Origin of the sequence: Pseudomonas sp. R84, assembly GCF_009834515.1 — a bacterium.
Classification (GTDB): domain Bacteria; phylum Pseudomonadota; class Gammaproteobacteria; order Pseudomonadales; family Pseudomonadaceae; genus Aquipseudomonas.
Genome location: NZ_CP019426.1, coordinates 3,447,420 through 3,464,601, shown reverse-complemented (window position 1 = coordinate 3,464,601; position 17,182 = coordinate 3,447,420). Strand labels below are relative to the sequence as shown.

General features: G+C 59.1%; 14 protein-coding genes. 5 read left to right on the top strand and 9 right to left on the bottom strand.

The features are described from left to right. The first annotated feature begins 377 nt into the window (after positions 1 to 377). Complete coding sequence (locus tag PspR84_RS15295) at positions 378 to 1,223, top strand: tyrosine-type recombinase/integrase (RefSeq protein WP_224793216.1); 846 nt, start codon at positions 378 to 380, stop codon at positions 1,221 to 1,223. Between the two features lie 6 nt (positions 1,224 to 1,229). Here the strand turns inward: PspR84_RS15295 and PspR84_RS15290 are convergent, their stop codons facing one another. From PspR84_RS15290 to PspR84_RS15270, 5 genes are all read right to left on the bottom strand, one after another. Further along, positions 1,230 to 1,784: a PqiC family protein gene (locus PspR84_RS15290; RefSeq protein WP_160057933.1), complete on the bottom strand. Its 555-nt coding sequence runs from the start codon at positions 1,782 to 1,784 to the stop codon at positions 1,230 to 1,232. A gap of 16 nt (positions 1,785 to 1,800) precedes the next feature. Continuing rightward, the gene (locus PspR84_RS15285; protein WP_160057932.1) at positions 1,801 to 3,456 is read right to left on the bottom strand and encodes an MlaD family protein; all 1,656 of its coding nucleotides are present in this window, start codon (positions 3,454 to 3,456) and stop codon (positions 1,801 to 1,803) included. A 232-nt stretch (positions 3,457 to 3,688) separates the two neighbouring features. After that, positions 3,689 to 4,990 carry an FAD-binding oxidoreductase gene (locus tag PspR84_RS15280; RefSeq protein WP_160057931.1) on the bottom strand — a complete coding sequence of 434 codons (1,302 nt, stop codon included), beginning with the start codon at positions 4,988 to 4,990 and terminating at the stop codon, positions 3,689 to 3,691. Continuing rightward, positions 4,987 to 6,075: a polyamine ABC transporter substrate-binding protein gene (locus PspR84_RS15275; RefSeq protein WP_160057930.1), complete on the bottom strand. Its 1,089-nt coding sequence runs from the start codon at positions 6,073 to 6,075 to the stop codon at positions 4,987 to 4,989. Before PspR84_RS15275 ends, PspR84_RS15280 begins: the two co-directional genes overlap by 4 nt. Before the next feature lie 172 nt (positions 6,076 to 6,247). Next, positions 6,248 to 7,606: a glutamine synthetase family protein gene (locus PspR84_RS15270; protein ID WP_160057929.1), complete on the bottom strand. Its 1,359-nt coding sequence runs from the start codon at positions 7,604 to 7,606 to the stop codon at positions 6,248 to 6,250. A 162-nt stretch (positions 7,607 to 7,768) separates the two neighbouring features. On the opposite strand from PspR84_RS15270, the gene PspR84_RS15265 reads away from it, so the two are divergent. Continuing rightward, positions 7,769 to 8,677: a helix-turn-helix domain-containing protein gene (locus tag PspR84_RS15265; RefSeq protein WP_160057928.1), complete on the top strand. Its 909-nt coding sequence runs from the start codon at positions 7,769 to 7,771 to the stop codon at positions 8,675 to 8,677. A 52-nt stretch (positions 8,678 to 8,729) separates the two neighbouring features. On the opposite strand, the gene PspR84_RS15260 is transcribed toward PspR84_RS15265, so the two are convergent. Further along, on the bottom strand, positions 8,730 to 9,230 hold the full coding sequence (locus PspR84_RS15260) for a DUF417 family protein (RefSeq protein ID WP_160057927.1): 501 nt from the start codon (positions 9,228 to 9,230) through the stop codon (positions 8,730 to 8,732). Between the two features lie 216 nt (positions 9,231 to 9,446). Here PspR84_RS15260 and PspR84_RS15255 point away from each other — a divergent pair, with 216 nt between their 5' ends. The 3 genes from PspR84_RS15255 to PspR84_RS15245 all read left to right on the top strand — a co-directional run bounded on the left by PspR84_RS15255 (position 9,447) and on the right by PspR84_RS15245 (position 13,388). Further along, positions 9,447 to 9,956 carry a sigma-70 family RNA polymerase sigma factor gene (locus PspR84_RS15255; protein ID WP_160057926.1) on the top strand — a complete coding sequence of 170 codons (510 nt, stop codon included), beginning with the start codon at positions 9,447 to 9,449 and terminating at the stop codon, positions 9,954 to 9,956. After that, the gene (locus PspR84_RS15250; protein ID WP_160057925.1) at positions 9,956 to 10,918 is read left to right on the top strand and encodes a FecR domain-containing protein; all 963 of its coding nucleotides are present in this window, start codon (positions 9,956 to 9,958) and stop codon (positions 10,916 to 10,918) included. Before PspR84_RS15255 ends, PspR84_RS15250 begins: the two co-directional genes overlap by 1 nt. Before the next feature lie 67 nt (positions 10,919 to 10,985). Continuing rightward, entirely contained in the window at positions 10,986 to 13,388 is a 2,403-nt protein-coding gene (locus tag PspR84_RS15245; RefSeq protein WP_160057924.1) for a TonB-dependent receptor, read from the top strand. A gap of 55 nt (positions 13,389 to 13,443) precedes the next feature. Here the strand turns inward: PspR84_RS15245 and PspR84_RS15240 are convergent, their stop codons facing one another. The 3 genes from PspR84_RS15240 to ugpC form a co-directional block, all read right to left on the bottom strand. Then, positions 13,444 to 14,436: a LacI family DNA-binding transcriptional regulator gene (locus tag PspR84_RS15240; protein WP_160057923.1), complete on the bottom strand. Its 993-nt coding sequence runs from the start codon at positions 14,434 to 14,436 to the stop codon at positions 13,444 to 13,446. A 75-nt stretch (positions 14,437 to 14,511) separates the two neighbouring features. Beyond that, positions 14,512 to 16,014, bottom strand: coding sequence for a sucrose-6-phosphate hydrolase (locus PspR84_RS15235; RefSeq protein ID WP_174244457.1), 1,503 nt, complete (start codon positions 16,012 to 16,014; stop codon positions 14,512 to 14,514). Continuing rightward, positions 16,011 to 17,156 (bottom strand): sn-glycerol-3-phosphate ABC transporter ATP-binding protein UgpC, encoded by a 1,146-nt coding sequence (gene ugpC / locus PspR84_RS15230; protein WP_160057921.1) that lies wholly within the window; start codon positions 17,154 to 17,156, stop codon positions 16,011 to 16,013. The genes PspR84_RS15235 and ugpC overlap by 4 nt, the downstream gene beginning before the upstream one ends. Positions 17,157 to 17,182 lie beyond the last annotated feature (26 nt).

The following is a 17,182-nucleotide window of genomic DNA, read 5'->3' as shown; positions in this document are numbered from 1 at the left end:
ACCGGCCGGGGAATGCCTGATTGACTTTTAAGTCCACGGACGGCAGGGTTGCAGGCCTTTCGGGGCAACCTGTTGTAACTAAGGTTATGCGCGTTTTTGTCAAAGGAACATGAAAAAACGGTCGGCGATTCGTCTATCTCTAAGCCATACAGCCACCGTTCAGACTTCTTCCGTTCATCGGCTCTTTTAATAGAAAAGTCCTACGGAAGAGTCGCTCTTTATATAAGTTTGTTTGCACTTTTAAGTTGTTTTGTTGAACTGTTTTCTATTCAAGGCCGTTTCGTTTGATTGACTTGTCGAGTACTGAATCCACACCGTCCACCACTAATCCGCTGACGCTTTATCTGGCGCGACTGGCGCCGTCCAGCCAACTGACCATGCGCTATGTCTTGCAGGATGCTGCAGACCGCCTCGGTTTCGAAGACGTGGATATCGAAGAAATCCCCTGGCACGGGCTGCAACCGGAAGACGTCGTGGCGCTGGTCGCCGCATTGCGCGCCGACGGTTATGCGCCGAATACCTCGTCGCTGTACGTGAATGCCGTGCGCGGTGTGATGAATGAAGCCTGGCGCATGAGCCTGATCAGCCAGGATCATCTTTTGAAGATGCGCTCGGTCAAAGGTATTGCCGGCACGCGCTTGTCCCAGGGGCGCAACTTGAAGCGCACCTTGATCCACGAATTGATGGAAGTCTGCGCCGCCGATCCGCGTCCGCAAGGGCTGCGCGACGCAGCGGTGATTGCGCTGTTGTACGGCACCGGCATGCGTAAATCGGAGTCGGTGGATCTGGACCTGAATCAGGTCGACTTCACCGAACGCAGCCTGACCGTCACCGGCAAGGGCAACAAGCAACTGATCAAGTACGCACCGGCGTGGGCGTTCGCCAAACTTGATGCGTGGCTGGAACTGCGGCGTTCAGAACTCAAGGAGGGCGAGAGTGACGATGCCTTTCTGTTCAACCGCATCCGTCGCGGCAGCCATATCACCCGTGAGCGCATCACCAAACACGCGATTTATTACATTGCCCGTCAGCGGGGTACTCAGGTCGGGGTGAAGATCATGCCCCACGATTTCCGCCGCTCGTTTATCACGCGGGTGATCGAGGAGCATGATTTGTCGATTGCGCAGAAACTGGCGCACCACAGCAACATCCAGACCACCGCCAACTACGATGTGCGTGATGACAACGAGCGGCGGCGTGCGGTCGATCGCTTCGATCTGTAGGCCCCGTCAGGACGGGGAAGGGCAGGTGCGCGCGTTGCCGGTGGCCGCCCGACTGATCTGCACGGCCAAGCGTTTGACGTTGTTCTGCTGGGCACCCACCAGATCATCGATGGTCGGGCCGGACGGTGTTTGCAGGGTCGAACGGCAGGTCAGCGAGCCATTGTCAGTGGCGCCGACGGGACGCAAGCGCCATTTGGCGTCGATCAGGCCGTACTGACCGGGGATCGAGTCGAAGCGTTGCACTTCGATGCGAACCGAAACGTTGCCTTGGCCACTGGTATTGCTCAACTGGTCGGCCAATGCACCGCGCAACTCATCCGCCAGTGTCGCCCCCCACCAATCGGTTTCCAGAATCGCCAGGCCGCTGTTGCCCTGGCGGATAACGATTTGCGCCCGGTCGACCTGCGGCGGCACGCTCAGCGCTTCAATCGGAATCTGCGCGCCGGTCCGGGTGTTGGCGATCTGCACCGGCGTCAGCGTGTGAAAGCTGATCGGGTCGCTGCGGCAGGCGCCAAGCAGCATGAACGCAGCGAGCACGGTGATTTTCAGCGGTACAGCCATGGTTCAGCTCCTGTGCTCAGTTACGTGGCGGGCCTTTCAGATCGATAGGCGCGGCGTTATCGGGGCGACCGCGGATCAGCGATTCAGGATGCCGGCCCAGGTAATCCGACAGCTCACGCAGGGAGCGCGACATGCGCCCGAGCTCGTCGAGGGTTTCCGTGAGTTTCTCGCGTTGCGGCGAATCTTCGGCCAGGGTCGAGCTGGCGGACTGCAAGGTCTTGCTCACATCGGCAAGGGTGCTCTGTACCCCCGGCAGAGTTTTGGCATTGAATTGGGCAAGGCCTTTGCGCAGCTCGATCAGATTGCTGTCGAGGTTGTTGGCGATGCGATCAACCGGCAGCTTGTTGAGCTTGTCGACCACGGCTTCGAGTTTTTCCTGCAGCTGTTCGAGGCTACCCGGCACGGTTGGAATCACCACCGGGCGCGCCGTGGGGTCAAACGCGACTTTTTCGGCTTTCGGGAAGAAGTCCAGGGCCACGTACAGTTGCCCCGTCAGCAGGTTGCCACTGCGGGCCTGGGCGCGCAGGCCATTGTCGATGAAGGTGCCCATCAGGCGAATGCCGGCGGCCTCATCGTTGGGATCATGCTTGAACGCAGTGAGCATTTTTCCATAAGCCATGCCCAAACGTTGCGGGTAAATGACGATGCCGACGTTAAGCGGGAAGCTGCGTTTTTTCGCATCGAAATCCAGATTGATCGCCACCACCCGACCGATTTCCATGCCGAGGAACTCCACCGGTGCGCCAACCTTGAGGCCGCGCAGGGACTGGTCGAAGCGCAGACTCAGATACTGCGCCTTGCCGTTGGGTGGGGCGAGGGCGGTTTGCTGGTCTTCGAACAGTTCGAATTCCTTGTCATCGGCGGCGGCCACGTCGTTGGGGCTGTAATCCGGCGCACGGAAAGCGATACCGCCCACCAGCATGGAGGACAGGGATTCGGTTTTCACCTGGAAACCGTTGGCGCCGACGCTGACGTCAATGCCACTGGCGTTCCAGAATCGGGTGTTTTCAGTGACGAACGCATCGTTGGGCGCGTGAATGAACACTTCGATATTCACGCCTTTACCGTCAGGCGCCAGCTCGTAGGTGACGACCTGGCCGACAGGGATCTTGCGGTAATACACCGGCGAACCGATGTCCAGCGAACCGAGATCCTGGGTGTGCAGCATGAAACGCTTGCCGGGTTCGCCGTAGGTAATCGGCGGCGGGTTTTCCAGGCCCTTGAATTGTTTGGCGCGGTTGTTGGCCTGTCCGATGTCGGCACCGATATAGTCGCCGGAAAGCAGGGTGTCGATACCTGAAACGCCACCGGCACCGATTCGCGGGCGTACCACCCAGAACTGTGAATCTTCACGAGTAAACGTCTCGGCCTGTTTGGCCAGTTTGATCGTGGCGTTGACGCTTTTCTGGTCGTCGCTCAAGTCGACATCGGTGACCTGACCAATCACCACGTTGCGGTATTTGACTTCGGTCTTATTGGCTGTCAGACCGCTGCCGGTCTTGAAGGTGACCACGATGGTCGGCCCTTCCTGCAGGATGTTGTGCACCACCAGCGAAATACCCACCAGCACCGCCACGATCGGTACGATCCAGACGAGGGAGATGCCGAAGCGGCGGGTTTTCACGGGGGCTTGGCCTGGCGCTCGCGGCTCGTCGGTGGCTGACGACTTCATCCATGTCTCCTCGATTGAATGGGCACTGAGCGTCAGGAACGCAAAAGCACCTCATCAATATAGAAGTGCTTGGCGATAGAGCAAATGTGTATAGCTCGCATCGTTGACAGTTTCCATGTAGGAGCTGTCGAGTGAAACGAGGCTGCGATCTTTTGATCTTGCTTTTTCAGGGCCAAAAGATCGCAGCCTTCGGCAGCTCCTACTTGGGCATGGTGTCGGAGCGGGTTGCGGGTTATCCGAGCATTTCCCGCAGGCGATACCAGAACATGCCCAGTGCCAGCAGTGGCGAGCGCAGGGACGGGCCGCCAGGGAAGGTCATGTGCGGCACGCCGCTGAACACGTCCATGCCCTGACTGTGACCGGCATGAATCGCCTCACCGAGCAGCTTCGCGCACCAGTGCGTGACGTTCAGGCCATGGCCGGAATAGCCCTGTGCGTAGAACACGTTCGGCTGTTGCTTGAGCCGGCCGACCTGCGGAAAGCGGTTAGCAGTGATGCCGATCTTGCCGCCCCACTGGTAATCGATGCGCACGTCGGCCAGTTGCGGGAAGACTTTGAGCATCTTCGGTCGCATATAAGCGGCGATGTCCGCCGGATCGCGCCCGGAATAGTGGCAGGCACCGCCGAACAGCAAGCGCCGATCGGCGGAGAGCCGGTAGTAATCGAGGCCGACTTTTTGGTCGCACACCGCCAGATTGTGCGGGATCAGTTGCGCGGCGCGCGCCTCGGACAACGGTTCGGTGGCGATGATGTAACTGCCGGCCGGCAGCACCTTGCCACTGAGTTGCTGTTCGAGTTCGTCCAGATGCGCATTGCAGCCGAGCACCAGACTGCCAGCCCGCACCGTGCCGCTTGCGCAGCGGACCTGCACGGTCGGGCCATGGATGATTTCCAGCACTTCACTCTGCTCGAAAATCCTTACGCCTAACGATGCTGCAAGTCGCGCTTCGCCTTGCACCAGATCCAGCGGATGCAAATGACCGGACCCCATGTCCACCAAGCCGCCGGCGTAAATGTCGGAGTTGACCACCTGCTGGCGCACCTGCTCCGGGCCGATCAGCCGGGTTTCGTGGGCGTAACCGAGTTCGGCGAGGTCGACCAATTCATCCTTGAAGGCAGCGAACTGCGCCGGGGTATTGGCCAGATCGCAGAAGCCCCAGCGCAGGTCGCAATCGATGGCGTTGTCGCCGATGCGCTGACGCACCAGTTCGACCGAATCGATGCCGGCGCGCTGCAAATAACGCACGCCTTCCTGACCGACATACTTGGCGAATCCCGTGACCTCATGACCGATCCCGCGAATCAACTGGCCGCCATTGCGCCCACTGGCGCCCCAGCCGATGCGCCGGGCTTCGATCAACACCACCGACAATCCGCGCTGAGCCAGCTCGATGGCGGTGTTGACCCCGGTGAAGCCGCCACCGATCACACAGACGTCGGCGGTCAAGTCACCGTCCAGCAGCGGATAGGGTGTGCTCGCCCGGGCCGAAGCGGCGTAATAGGAGCGGGCGTGTTCCTGGGTGTACTGATTCATTTGTTCGACTTCACTTTGCTCCAGGATCGGGTCATCAGTCGCATGATCGCTTGGGGCGGGGTAGAGGAGATGTAGAGCTTGTCGAGCACTGCCTGGGATGGGTAAACCTCAGGGTTGTTGACCAGCTCTTGATCCATGTATTGCTTGGCGGCCGGGTTCGGGTTGGCGTAACCGACCGAAGCGCTGACTTTGGCGATCACTTGCGGATCGAGCAGGTAATTGATGAAAGCGTGGGCTTCTTTGGTGTTGCTCGCATCGGCGGGGATGGCCAACAGATCAAACCAGAGGTTGGCGCCTTCCTTCGGAATGGCGTAAGCGATGTTCACGCCGTTCTTGGCTTCCTTGGCACGGTTGGCGGCCTGGAACACGTCGCCGGAGTAACCGAAGGCCACGCAGATGTCACCGTTGGCCAGATCCGACACGTACTTCGAAGAATGGAAATAGGTGATGTACGGGCGGATGCTCAGCAGTTTCGCTTCAGCCTTTTTATAGTCTTCCGGGTTTTCGCTGCGCGGGTCCATGCCCATGTAGTTGAGCACGGCCGGGAAGACTTCGTCGGCGGAATCCATCATCGACACGCCGCACTGGCTGAGTTTTTTCAGGTTTTCGGGTTCGAACAGCACGGCCCAGGAATCGATGTGGTCAATGCCCAGCACTTGCTTGACCTTGTCGACGTTGTAGCCGATGCCGTTAGTGCCCCACAGGTACGGCACCGAATGCTCGTTGCCCGGGTCGTTTTTCTCCAGCAGTTCGAGCAGTTTCGGGTCGAGATTCTTGAAGTTCGGCAGTTGCGCACGGTCAAGTTTGAGGAAGGCGCCGGCCTTCACCTGACGCGCGAGGAAGTGGTTGGACGGCACGACCACGTCATACCCGGTGCGACCGGCGAGCAGTTTGCCTTCGAGGGTTTCGTTGGAGTCGAAAACGTCGTAGATCACCTTGATCCCGCTTTGGCTCTGGACATCGGCGAGGGTGGTTTCGCCGATGTAGTCGGTCCAGTTGTAGACGCTGACCTGGGGTTGGGCGTTTGCTACGGCGCTGCACATCAGGGCCAGAGCGGCGGGAATCATGGTTTTCAACAGACGCATTTCGACACCTCTTAAATTGTTGGATTTTTCAGGTGGTTCGCTAATCCCTTGTGGGAGCGAGCCTGCTCCGGGCGGCGTTCCGACGAAAGCGGTGGGTCAGGCAACATAAATGGTGACTGTGCTGACGCCTTCGCGAGCAGGCTCGCTCCCACAGGGTCTGTGCAAATCTGAATTACACGCTGAGCATCAGGAACTCACGCTCCCACGAGCTGATCACGCGCTTGAAGTTTTCATGCTCGGCACGCTTTACCGCGACGTAGCCCCGGACGAATTTGTCGCCCAGGTACTGCCCAACGGTTTCGCACTCTTCCATCTGCGTCAGCGCTTCTTCGATGGTGATCGGCAGGCGCAGGTTGCGACGCTCGTAAGCGCGGCCCTGTACCGCAGCGCTCGGCGCGATGGCTTCGACCATGCCGATGTAACCGCAGAGCAGGCTCGCGGCGATTGCCAGGTACGGGTTGGCATCGGCGCCCGGCAGACGGTTTTCTACGCGCATGGCTTCCGGGCTGGAAGTCGGTACACGCAGACCAACAGTGCGGTTTTCTTCGCCCCATTCGACGTTGACCGGTGCCGAGGTGTCCGGCAGAAAGCGGCGGAACGAATTGACGTTGGGCGCAAACATCGGCAGCACTTTCGGGATGTACTTCTGCAAACCGCCGATGTAATGCAGGAACAGCTCGCTCATCTGCCCGTCTTCATTGGCGAAAATCGGTTTGCCAGTGGCGATGTCCACCACGCTCTGGTGGATGTGCATGGCGCTGCCCGGCTCATCACCGATCGGCTTGGCCATGAACGTCGCCGCAACGTTGTGCTTGAGCGCCGCCTCACGCATGGTGCGTTTGAACACGGTGATCTGGTCGGCCAGATCAAGGGCGTCGCCGTGACGGAAGTTGATTTCCATCTGCGCCGGGCCGTCTTCGTGGATCAGCGTGTCGAGGTCCAGGCCTTGCAGTTCGCACCAGTCGTAGACGTCTTCGAACAACGGATCGAATTCGTTGGCGGCATCGATCGAGAACGACTGCCGACCGCTTTCAGCACGGCCCGAACGGCCCAGCGGTGCCTTCAGCGGCAGATCCGGGTCTTCGCAGCGTTGGGTCAGGTAGAACTCCATTTCCGGCGCCACAATCGGCTTCCAGCCTTTGTCGGTGTAGAGCTGCAAGACTTTCTTCAGCACGTTGCGCGGCGACAGTTCGATCGGGTTGCCGAACTTGTCGAAGGTGTCGTGGATGACGATGGCGGTCGGTTCGATCGCCCATGGAATCACGTAGACCGCGTCAGCCACGGGCTTGCACACCATGTCGATGTCGGCAGGATCGAGCAGGTCGTAGTAGATGTCGTCGTCGACAAAATCCCCGGTTACCGTTTGCAGCAGCACACTTTCCGGCAGGCGCATGCCTCGCTCATGCAGGAACTTGTTGGTCGGTGCGATCTTGCCGCGGGCAATGCCGGTCAGGTCGCTGACCACACATTCGACTTCGGTAATCTTGTGATCTTTCAGCCACGTGAACAGCTGATCGAAAGGGGCATTCATAAAGACCTCGTTATTGGTTTTATAGACGCCGGGGAGGGCGGGTTTCATCTTCCGCCCCTTCCCCTGTGGCGCGTTGACGACTATCTTGGGCGAGCCATGCAGTTCCATCTATCCACTTTAAGCAGCACCAAAGCGCACCAAAAGAGTGCGCAAGGTCACCCCATGACAACGTGCAATTCGTTACAGGTCCAAGCGTTCAACACCGCCGATGTCGCCGAACAAGTCCGTGCCACACCGGGCTGGGTCCAGCATTACCAACAGATGTCACCGGGGCATTTTGCCGGGCAGATCCGCTATCTGGATCTGCAGGGTGTCGAGGTCTATGAAGAGCAGATGAACACCCGGGTCGAGCAGAATTTCAGCGCGCCATCGGGTGCCTTGGCGTTCTGTTTTGATCGCAGCGACAACGCGCTGTACCTGCTCAATGAAGAGAGCCGCAACATCTGGATCACTCCGGAGAACTACCAGGAAATCGCCGTGGTGTTCGGTCCGGAGTTTGTCCGTCAGCACGGTCTGAATGTGGCGAAACTCGAAGGGTTGTTCATGACACAACTCAATTGCGGACAGAACGCTCTGTTCAGTCGCTGGTTAAGCTCCACTCTCACGAAGTTGTCGCAAGCTGTTGATCTGTTTGATAAAGATTCACTGACTCAGCAGCTACTGGAAGACTGTCTGTTCATTCTCGATAACGCTCACACCAGCCTCGATCGCGGCGGATTACAGCGGCGCAGCGAAGAGCGGATGATCATGAAACGCGTTGGAGAGTGGGCGGCGGATTCGCCGGAAGACACGGTCAATCTGCTTGAGCTGTCGCACGTGGCCGGCGTGCCATTGCGACAATTGCAGCAGGCGTTCAAAGCCTACACCGGGATGACCCCTAGCCATTGGTTGCGCCTGCGCCGGTTGAACAGTGCACACCGTGAATTGCTCAAGCGCCGGCCGACGGAAACTACGGTTGCCGAGGTGGCGATGCAGTGGTCGTTCTGGCATTTGGGAAGGTTTTCCAGCAGTTACCGGGCGTTGTTCAAGGAGTTGCCGAGCGAGACGCTGAAACGCTCACCAGTGATTTGAACTGACAGCGCCCTGTTTCCCGGGCGCGCAGCTTTTCTGCCGGTTTCGATTGTTACGGATTCTTGCTGACAACCTTCGCTGCGGTGACTGGATACAGCGTCAACAAGCTGTGTTTGAGCAATACAACAGATCCTGCGAGCAAAACTGCATCCTTGATCAGAAAACTGGTTGCGCCGCCCATTGCCGGAAAGCCGCCGGCAGACGCTTCCCACGCATCCGGGGTGGTCAGGATCAGGGTGAGCGTGGTCAGGTAAGTGATCGCAGATCCGGCCGAGGCCCACAGCGATACTCGGGGAAACCAGGCGCCCACAATCAAACCGAGGCCAATGGCCCATTCGGCTACACCCAAGGCATAGCTGGCCCCCTGAATTCCGAACACACTGTGCATCCAGCTCAGTAGAGGGCTGTTGCCCAACAGAGGAATCAAGCCTTCAGCTTCGTACGCAAACCATTTGCTATAGCCAAAGATCGCGAAGATCAGTACGAGCGTCCAGCGCATCAATCTGATCTCGAAGTCATTCGAAAGCAGGCGGGACAAAGTGCAAGTGTTCATGGTTGTTCCTTTTCTTTGAGGTGATGACACCCGCTAGAGAAGGTCCCGTTGCAAAAATTACAGCCCGACGCAGACTAAAGCGCGACAAAAAACAGGCTGCTTGCGCGAAATTTTGTTGCAGGCCGACATCAATGGGCAAAAAGACCTTTGTGTCAGCGTTGAAGTTAAATAGAATCAGTCTCATTTGAATTCTTACTTCGCGCAGGGCCTCTTGAGATGACTGAAGCAGCGACGCCATCGGAGCAGAGCCTGCATGAGTTGTACCGCGATCATCAGGGCTGGCTGGAAACCTGGTTGCGGCGGCGCATGGGCAATGCGTGGGATGCGGCGGATTTGAGTCAGGACACCTTCCTGCGCGTGCTGTGCAGCGCTCAGCCGATTACCGATATGCGCGAGCCTCGGGCGTATTTGCTGACTGTCGGCAAACGCCTGCTGAGCAACTTCTACACACGTCGCAGCCTGGAAAAAGCCTACCTCGAAGCCCTCGCGCAATTGCCCGAAGAATGCGTGCCGTCGCCCGAGCAACGTTGGGTGCTGCTGGAAACCCTGCAAGCGCTGGATGAGTTGCTTGATGGTTTGCCCCGAGCAGTGCGCCGGGCGTTTTTATGGAGTCAGCTTGAAGGCCTCGGTTACCGCGAAATCGCCGAGCGCCTGCAGGTCTCCGAACGCACCATAAAACGTTATATGGCGCAGGCTTACGAGCATTGTTTGATGTTGGATCTATGATGCGCGTATCGTCCAACTCAGAAGCGCGCGAAGTGGCTCGTGCCGCCGCGCAATGGTTGGCACTGCTCGAATCGGGCGACGCCACGGATGCTGATCACGCGCGCCTGCAGTATTGGCGCAACAGCGACAGTCGTCACGAGAACGCCTGGCAGAAGATTCAACTGCTGCGCCAACGCTTTTCCGCGGTGCCGGCGGCGTTGGCCATGGCCACGCTGGATCGTCCGGATCTGGAACGTCGTGCCGCGCTGAAACGTGCGCTCGGACTCGCCGCGCTGGTGCCAGCAGCGTGGCTGATCAGTCGACAATTGCCGATGGATGCATGGCGTGCCGATCTGCACACCAGCACTGGAGAGCGCCAGCGTTTGTCGTTGGGTGACGGCAGTTCGTTACAACTGAACACCGCCAGCGCAGTGAACGTCGATCTGCCGGCACGGCAATTGACGCTGGTGCGTGGCGAGATAGCACTCAACGTGCCGGGCAGTTCGGCGCTGACGATCAACGCACCTTACGGGCGAATCATCGTCAGTCGCAGCGAGGTGTGCGTGCGTATCAATGAGCGTGACTGCAACGTTTCGGTCGTCAGCGGCAAGGTGCAGTTACAACCGTTGCACGGGGCGGCGCTGGTGTTGAATCAAGGTCAGCAGGTTAGCCTGAAAGCATCTGGTTCCGGTTCCGTTACAGCGTTCGATGCGCTGATGCCGGGTTGGCGCGACGGTGTGTTGATGGCGCAAAACCAACCGCTGGGGGATTTTTTGCGCGAGCTGAGTCGCTATCGTTCGGGCTTGTTGCGCTGGGATCCGGCCTTGGAAACGCTGCGCATCACCGGCAGTTTCCGCCTCGACAATACTGATCAAATCCTCACACTGCTCGCGGCCAGCTTGCCGATCGACGTTCATACGCGTACACGGTTCTGGGTGTCTCTCACGCCTCGAAACATTCCCTCCTCAGAAAAAACTGGCTGAAGCCTGTCCCTTTTTTTCGCCTCGCTGGTCATTCCAGGCAAGTGAACAAAATCGAGAGCTTCTTCCAATGCCCGCAGTATTCCCAAGTCGTTTGCGTCCGTTGTTGCAGTTGAGCCTCCTGCTGAGCCTGAGTGCCAGCCCTGTGTTGATTCAATCCAGTTGGGCCGAAGACGCCGCTCGGCGCAGTTACCAGGTGCCGGCCGGTAGTTTGAGTGCAGCACTGACCCGCTTTGCCGGGTTGGCCGGGGTCAATCTGTCGGTCGATCCGGCGCTGGTCAGCGGGCGCAACAGTAATGGTTTGTCCGGCGAGTTTGGCGTGGAGGAGGGGTTTACCCGGTTGTTGCTGGGCTCTGGCTTGCAACTGCAACCGCTGGGCGATCAGGCTTACACCTTGGTGCCTGCAGCGGAGGGCCGCAGCCTGCAATTGGCGCCGACGTCGATCCTCGGCGCCAGTGATTCGACAGGCGCCGATTTATTTGCCGGAGGGCAGGTAGCACGACGCGGTTCGCAGGGTTTGCTCGGGTCCAAGGACTTCATGGAAACCCCGTTCAGCATGACCACCTACACCAGTGAAACCGTGAAAAACCAACAGGCGCGCACGCTGGGTGATCTGATTGCCAGCGACCCTTCGGTGCGCGCGACCAACCCGGCCGGGGGCCGCTATGAGCAGTTCACCATCCGTGGCTTCAGCCTGTTCAACAGCGACGTGGCCTATAACGGCCTCTACGGTGTGTTGCCGACTTACACGATCGACATGGAAATGGCCGATCGCGTCGATATTCTCAAAGGCCCGAGCCAGCTCATCAACGGCATTTCGCCGCGGGGCAGTGTGGGCGGGGGGATCAACGTGGTGCCCAAGCGCGCTAGCGATCAGCCGATCACTTCACTGACTGCCAATTACGCGTCGAATAATCAGGTCGGTGGAGCGGTGGATGTCGGGCGCCGGTTTGGTGAGGACAACCAGTTCGGCCTGCGTTTCAACGGCGTCAAGCAGTCCGGTGATACCGAGTGGGATCATCAAAGTGTCGACCGTGACATGGCCGTGCTCGGCCTGGATTTTCGCGGTGAGCGCTTGCGACTTTCGACCGATATCGGCCACACCGAGCGCGATACCGACGCACCGCAAGAGCGCGTACAAGTCGCCGCCAGTGCCAAGGTTCCGAGCGCAAATAGCGTGCATCGCAATTATGCGCAACCGTGGAGCCAGGCGAAAACCGAGGACACCTTCGGCACAGTCAACGCCGAGTTCGACGTCAATGATTCGGTGATGCTGTACGGCGGCGTCGGCGCGCGCAAAAGTAATCATGACTTCTTGCGCCACGCCGTTTCCGTCACCAACGATGCCGGTGATTTCAGCGTACTGCCGCGCGACTTCACCCGCGACGAGAATGTCCGTACCGCCACGGCCGGCGTACGCAACTGGTTCCATACCGGGCCGGTGAGCCATGAGGTCAACCTTGCGGCCAGCTACTTCTACATGGATTTCGAGAACGGCGGCGCACGTTACGCGGCAGGGCGCAGCAATCTGTACGACCCGGTGGAAACGGTTAAACCCGGCACGCCGACACGCAATGACGCCAAGGTCTACACCGAAAATCGCTTCAGCGGCGTGGCGCTGTCCGACACGTTGGGCTTTTTCGATGATCGACTGTTGCTGACCCTCGGTGCGCGCTGGCAACGGGTGAAAGTCGATGACTGGAGCGATGACGTCAAAGGCGACACGGCTTACGACGAAGAAAAGGTCTCGCCATCGGGCGGGATTCTGTTCAAGGCCACGGACCGATTGTCGCTGTACGCCAACTACATGGAAGGCCTGAGTCAGGGCAAGATCGCGCCGTCGACCTCGGTGAACGAAGATGAAATCTTCCCGCCGTTTATCAGTCGTCAGGTCGAGATTGGGGCCAAGTACGACGCCGGCTCGTATGCCTTGACGGCTGCGGTGTTCAGGATCAAACAGCCCGCTTATGAAACCAACGCAACGACCCGAGTCTTCGGACCCAACGGCAAGCGACAGAACGACGGCGTGGAATTGAGCGTGTTCGGCGAACCGCTCAAAGGCTTCCGTTTGCTTGGCGGTGTGATGTACATCGACAGCGAATTGACCAAGACCACCAATGGCACCTTCGACGGAAACCGGGCGCCGGCGACGCCGAAATACAACGTCAATCTGGGCGCAGAGTGGGACGTGCCGACTGTGCAGGGGCTGACGCTGACAACGCGGGGCATCTATTCGAGTTCGCAGTACCTGGATCAGTCCAACGACAAGGAAATCGATTCCTGGGAGCGCTTCGACGTAGGTACGCGGTATGCCTTCAAGGTCGATGAGAAAACCGTCACCTTGCGCGCCAATGTCGAAAACGTACTGGATAAACGCTACTGGAGTTCGGCAGGCGCTTCGGACGATAGTGAGCCAGGATTGACGTTGTCGACACCGAGAACTTATCTGCTTACAGCGACGGTGGACTTCTGATTCCACTCGGAAAATCGAAAGCAATCGGGAGTGCTATCAGCGAGCTGACCCACTCTCAGAGTGATGTCCTGACCACCAATGGACAGTCAACTCGCTGGGTTCCCGATAACTCCAGGGTTTCGATCAGATGCCGTGCAGCCTGGCGCCCAATTTCGTAGTACGGCAATTGCACGGTGGTCAGCGGCGGGATGAACAACTCGGCAATGCCGATCATGTTGTCGTAGCCGAGCACGGCGACATCGTTGGGAATTTTCAGGCCACGCCCCAACAACAGTTGATAGGCACAAAAGGCGATACGGTCGTTGCCACAGATCAGAATATCGAATTGGGGACGCCCATCAATGACATGCCGGTCGAGGATGGCGGCTGTTTCACTGTAGGCATCATGATCGGAAAGGTCGTATTGCAGGAGTGTGTCGGGCGCCAGTCCGAATGCCTGACAGGCACGCTGCAGACCTTGTTGTCGCAGCCCCCATGCCAGACTCTGTTTCGGCAGATTGATACACAGAGGACGTTTGTAGCCGAGGCTCAATGCGTGGTGTACGGCGCGATACTGGCCCATTTCGTCGTCGGGTACATAGCTGACGAGGCTGCTGTCATCTGCCAGACAATTGGCGAGCACCAGAGGCTTGCTCTTCAAGCGCTCGGGAATGCTGACCTGGCGAAACCCCATGGCGCTGAAGATCAAACCGTCCGGACGGTGCGACAGCATCAGGTCGATGTTCTGGTCGGTGGGCGGGTTGCTTAGCAGGTTGAGGATAAAGACATTCCAGCCGGCTTGCTGCGCAGTCTGTTCAATGGACAGCAGCAACTCGACCGCGAAGGGCGTGGTCGCAGTGTCCAGCGCGAACACACCGATGGTTCGCGACTGCAGGTTGTCACCGCGCATCTTGCGCGCTGACAGGCTGGGTACGAATTGCAGTTCATCAATGGCACGACGCACCCTTAGAAGGGTTTCGGGGCTCAGTTTTTCCGGAGTATTGAGCGCTCGAGACACCGTCATCAGGGACACGCCGGCCAGCTGTGCAACGTCTTTCACTGAAGTCATGCGAAGTGCGGCCGGTCAGGTTGACGCCGAATCATGACACAGGGCCCGGGCCTCTCGCGACCCGAATGATGCCGCTCATGACCATGCAGAACCGAGCGGCCATGCCTTGGCAATCGAGACGCGCCCGCCACTTCCGCTGGCCATCAGCTTCACACCCAGACTGTCGGAGCGCGGATAGAGGCGACTGCTGAGACTGAAGCGGCCGTTTTCGTCGAACACCTCAATGGATGAGCGATCAAGAAACACGCGCAGTTCCAGGCGCTCTTGTGTCGGGTCTATCGCCACGCTGCGCTGGCCGGTGACTTGCGCACCCGAACGGCTGCGATCAAGCATCAGGCGCTGCAGTGACGGATCATAGTAGAGCAGGGTTTCTTCACGGCCATCGTCGCTGCAGCGCAAGGCGACTCCCAGGTGGCCGTCAGTGCAGCCGAGCAGATCCAGATGCACATGGATTTCGAGCATGTTGCCCTTCACTTGCGGTACCCAGCAGGCTCCCGACTCTCCCCACCACGGCGTCCCCGGCAATTGCGCCATTCGCAGCGCGCTGAGCTCGCGTGCCGGATACACGCAAAGACGATCGGCGCACAGTTCCAGTTCGCGGGGTAATCCGAGCATGCCGCACCAGTGATGGGTCTGGCTCGGCATCGGGCTTTCCCACATGTCCAGCCATGCCCATAGGAGGCGCCGACCATCGGCGGCCAACAGCGTCTGCGCCGCATAGAAATCGTGGCCGTTATCCAGCTCGATAAAAGGCCCGCCGGTGAACTGCCATTGGTTGTCGAGATGGCCCACTCGATAACCGGTCTGGTACTTGTTGAGCCGGTCATAACCGTCGGCTTGCATGCCTTGCGGAGAGTACAGCAGCACATCGCGTCCATTCAGTCGAAACAGGTCCGGGCATTCCCACATATAGCCATCGCCCTCGCTGCCGGCGGACACATAGTCGAGGAATTCCCAGGCGTGCAGATCCGTGGAGCGGTACAACGGCAGCAGCGGCCTGTCGCCCAGACGTGCGCCGGCAATCAGGTACCAATGGCCATCTTCCTGCCAGACCTTGGGATCGCGGAAATGCATGATGGCGTCTTGCGGCGCGCTGTCGATCACTGCGCCGTGTTTGACGAAGCGGATGCCGTCGTTGCTGGTTGCCAGGCACTGGACCTGTTTGATCAAGCGCTCGTCACCCACTTCGCCCAGCCAGGTGTGTCCGGTGTAGATCAGCGCCAGGGTATCGCCACAGACCACGGCGCTCCCGGAAAAACAGCCGTCGCGGTCGCAGTCATCGCCGGGTGCCAGCGCAATGGGCAGGTGTTGCCAATGCACCAGATCGGCACTCTTGGCGTGGCCCCAATACATCGGGCCCCATTTCGCGTCGAAGGGGTGATGCTGATAGAACACGTGATATTCGCCACGGAAGTACACGACCCCGTTCGGGTCGTTCATCCAGCCTGCCGGCGGGGCAATATGATAACCGGGTCGATAATCCTCGATGACGCGAGACTGGCTGTCAGCCAGGGCGCGCTGCGCAAGGTCAAGGGTCGAAGGCATGTGATCGCTCGCGGTATTCAAAGACAAGGTCATAGGGCGTGTGCTCGGACTGAGCGCAGAGAGAGGTCATCCGCCACGGACTCAATAGCGTGCGGGGGGCGCTTCAATGCCGTGCCGTCGGTGTCGAACAGGTGGATCGTGTCGATGTCCAGTTGCAGCTCGACCCGATCGCCTGCCTGCCAACCGGCGTTGACTTCACAACGACAGATCAGTGGCTCGTCCTGCCCGGTATCGAGGTGCACATAGGTTTCACTGCCCAGGTATTCGACCCCGGTCACAACGACGCCAGCCGTTCCCAGCGCCGCCTTGAGCGACAGGTGTTCCGGGCGAACGCCCAGGCTCAGCGCGGCGTCTGCCGCCAGGTTCGAGCTGTCAAAGGGCAGGGTGGTGATCCCCAAAACGGCAGCATCGACCAGGCTGGTTTCGCCCGGCGCCTGCAGGCGTGCCGGCAGGAAATTCATTTTCGGCGAACCGAGAAAACCGGCGACAAAGCGGCTGGCCGGGCGTTCATACAGTTCGCGCGGTGAGCCGACCTGCTCAATATGGCCGCCATTGAGCACGACAATTTTGTCGGCCAGGGTCATCGCCTCCACCTGATCGTGAGTGACGTAGATCATGGTCGAGCCCAATCGGTCATGCAGTCGGGCGACTTCGTTGCGCATCTGCACCCGCAAGGAGGCATCCAGATTGGACAGCGGCTCATCGAACAACAGAATGTCCGGCTCCCGCGCCATGGCCCGGCCCATGGCCACACGCTGACGCTGCCCCCCAGACAGTTCTTTTGGTTTGCGTTGCAGCAGTTTGTCCAATTGCAGGATTTGCGCGGTTTTCAGTACGCGCTCGCGCAGGCTGGTCTTTTCAGTCTTCGCCAGTTTTAGACCAAAACTGATGTTGTCGTAGACGCTCATGTGCGGGTACAACGCGTAGGACTGAAACACCATGCCGACGCCACGCTCGCGCGGTTCCAAGTCATTGACCCGGCGCCCGTCGATCAGCAGATCACCGGCGCAGATAGAATCCAGCCCGGCGATCAGGCGTAGCAGCGTCGACTTTCCGCAGCCCGAAGGCCCCACGAACACCACGAATTCACCTGCAGCAATCTCCAGGCTGATGTCGCGAAGAATCCGCACGCCGCCCAATTGTTTGCTCACGTTGTCCAGTTTCAATTTGATCACGATGCGGTTCCTTGTCTTTATTGGGC

Coding starts and splice junctions, on each gene's coding strand:
- PspR84_RS15295 (WP_224793216.1), top strand. CDS start 378: ATGCGCTATGTCTTGCAGGATGCTGCAGACCGCCTCGGTTTCGAAGAC.
- PspR84_RS15290 (WP_160057933.1), bottom strand. CDS start 1,784: ATGGCTGTACCGCTGAAAATCACCGTGCTCGCTGCGTTCATGCTGCTT.
- PspR84_RS15285 (WP_160057932.1), bottom strand. CDS start 3,456: ATGAAGTCGTCAGCCACCGACGAGCCGCGAGCGCCAGGCCAAGCCCCC.
- PspR84_RS15280 (WP_160057931.1), bottom strand. CDS start 4,990: ATGAATCAGTACACCCAGGAACACGCCCGCTCCTATTACGCCGCTTCG.
- PspR84_RS15275 (WP_160057930.1), bottom strand. CDS start 6,075: ATGCGTCTGTTGAAAACCATGATTCCCGCCGCTCTGGCCCTGATGTGC.
- PspR84_RS15270 (WP_160057929.1), bottom strand. CDS start 7,606: ATGAATGCCCCTTTCGATCAGCTGTTCACGTGGCTGAAAGATCACAAG.
- PspR84_RS15265 (WP_160057928.1), top strand. CDS start 7,769: ATGACAACGTGCAATTCGTTACAGGTCCAAGCGTTCAACACCGCCGAT.
- PspR84_RS15260 (WP_160057927.1), bottom strand. CDS start 9,230: ATGAACACTTGCACTTTGTCCCGCCTGCTTTCGAATGACTTCGAGATC.
- PspR84_RS15255 (WP_160057926.1), top strand. CDS start 9,447: ATGACTGAAGCAGCGACGCCATCGGAGCAGAGCCTGCATGAGTTGTAC.
- PspR84_RS15250 (WP_160057925.1), top strand. CDS start 9,956: ATGCGCGTATCGTCCAACTCAGAAGCGCGCGAAGTGGCTCGTGCCGCC.
- PspR84_RS15245 (WP_160057924.1), top strand. CDS start 10,986: ATGCCCGCAGTATTCCCAAGTCGTTTGCGTCCGTTGTTGCAGTTGAGC.
- PspR84_RS15240 (WP_160057923.1), bottom strand. CDS start 14,436: ATGACTTCAGTGAAAGACGTTGCACAGCTGGCCGGCGTGTCCCTGATG.
- PspR84_RS15235 (WP_174244457.1), bottom strand. CDS start 16,014: ATGACCTTGTCTTTGAATACCGCGAGCGATCACATGCCTTCGACCCTT.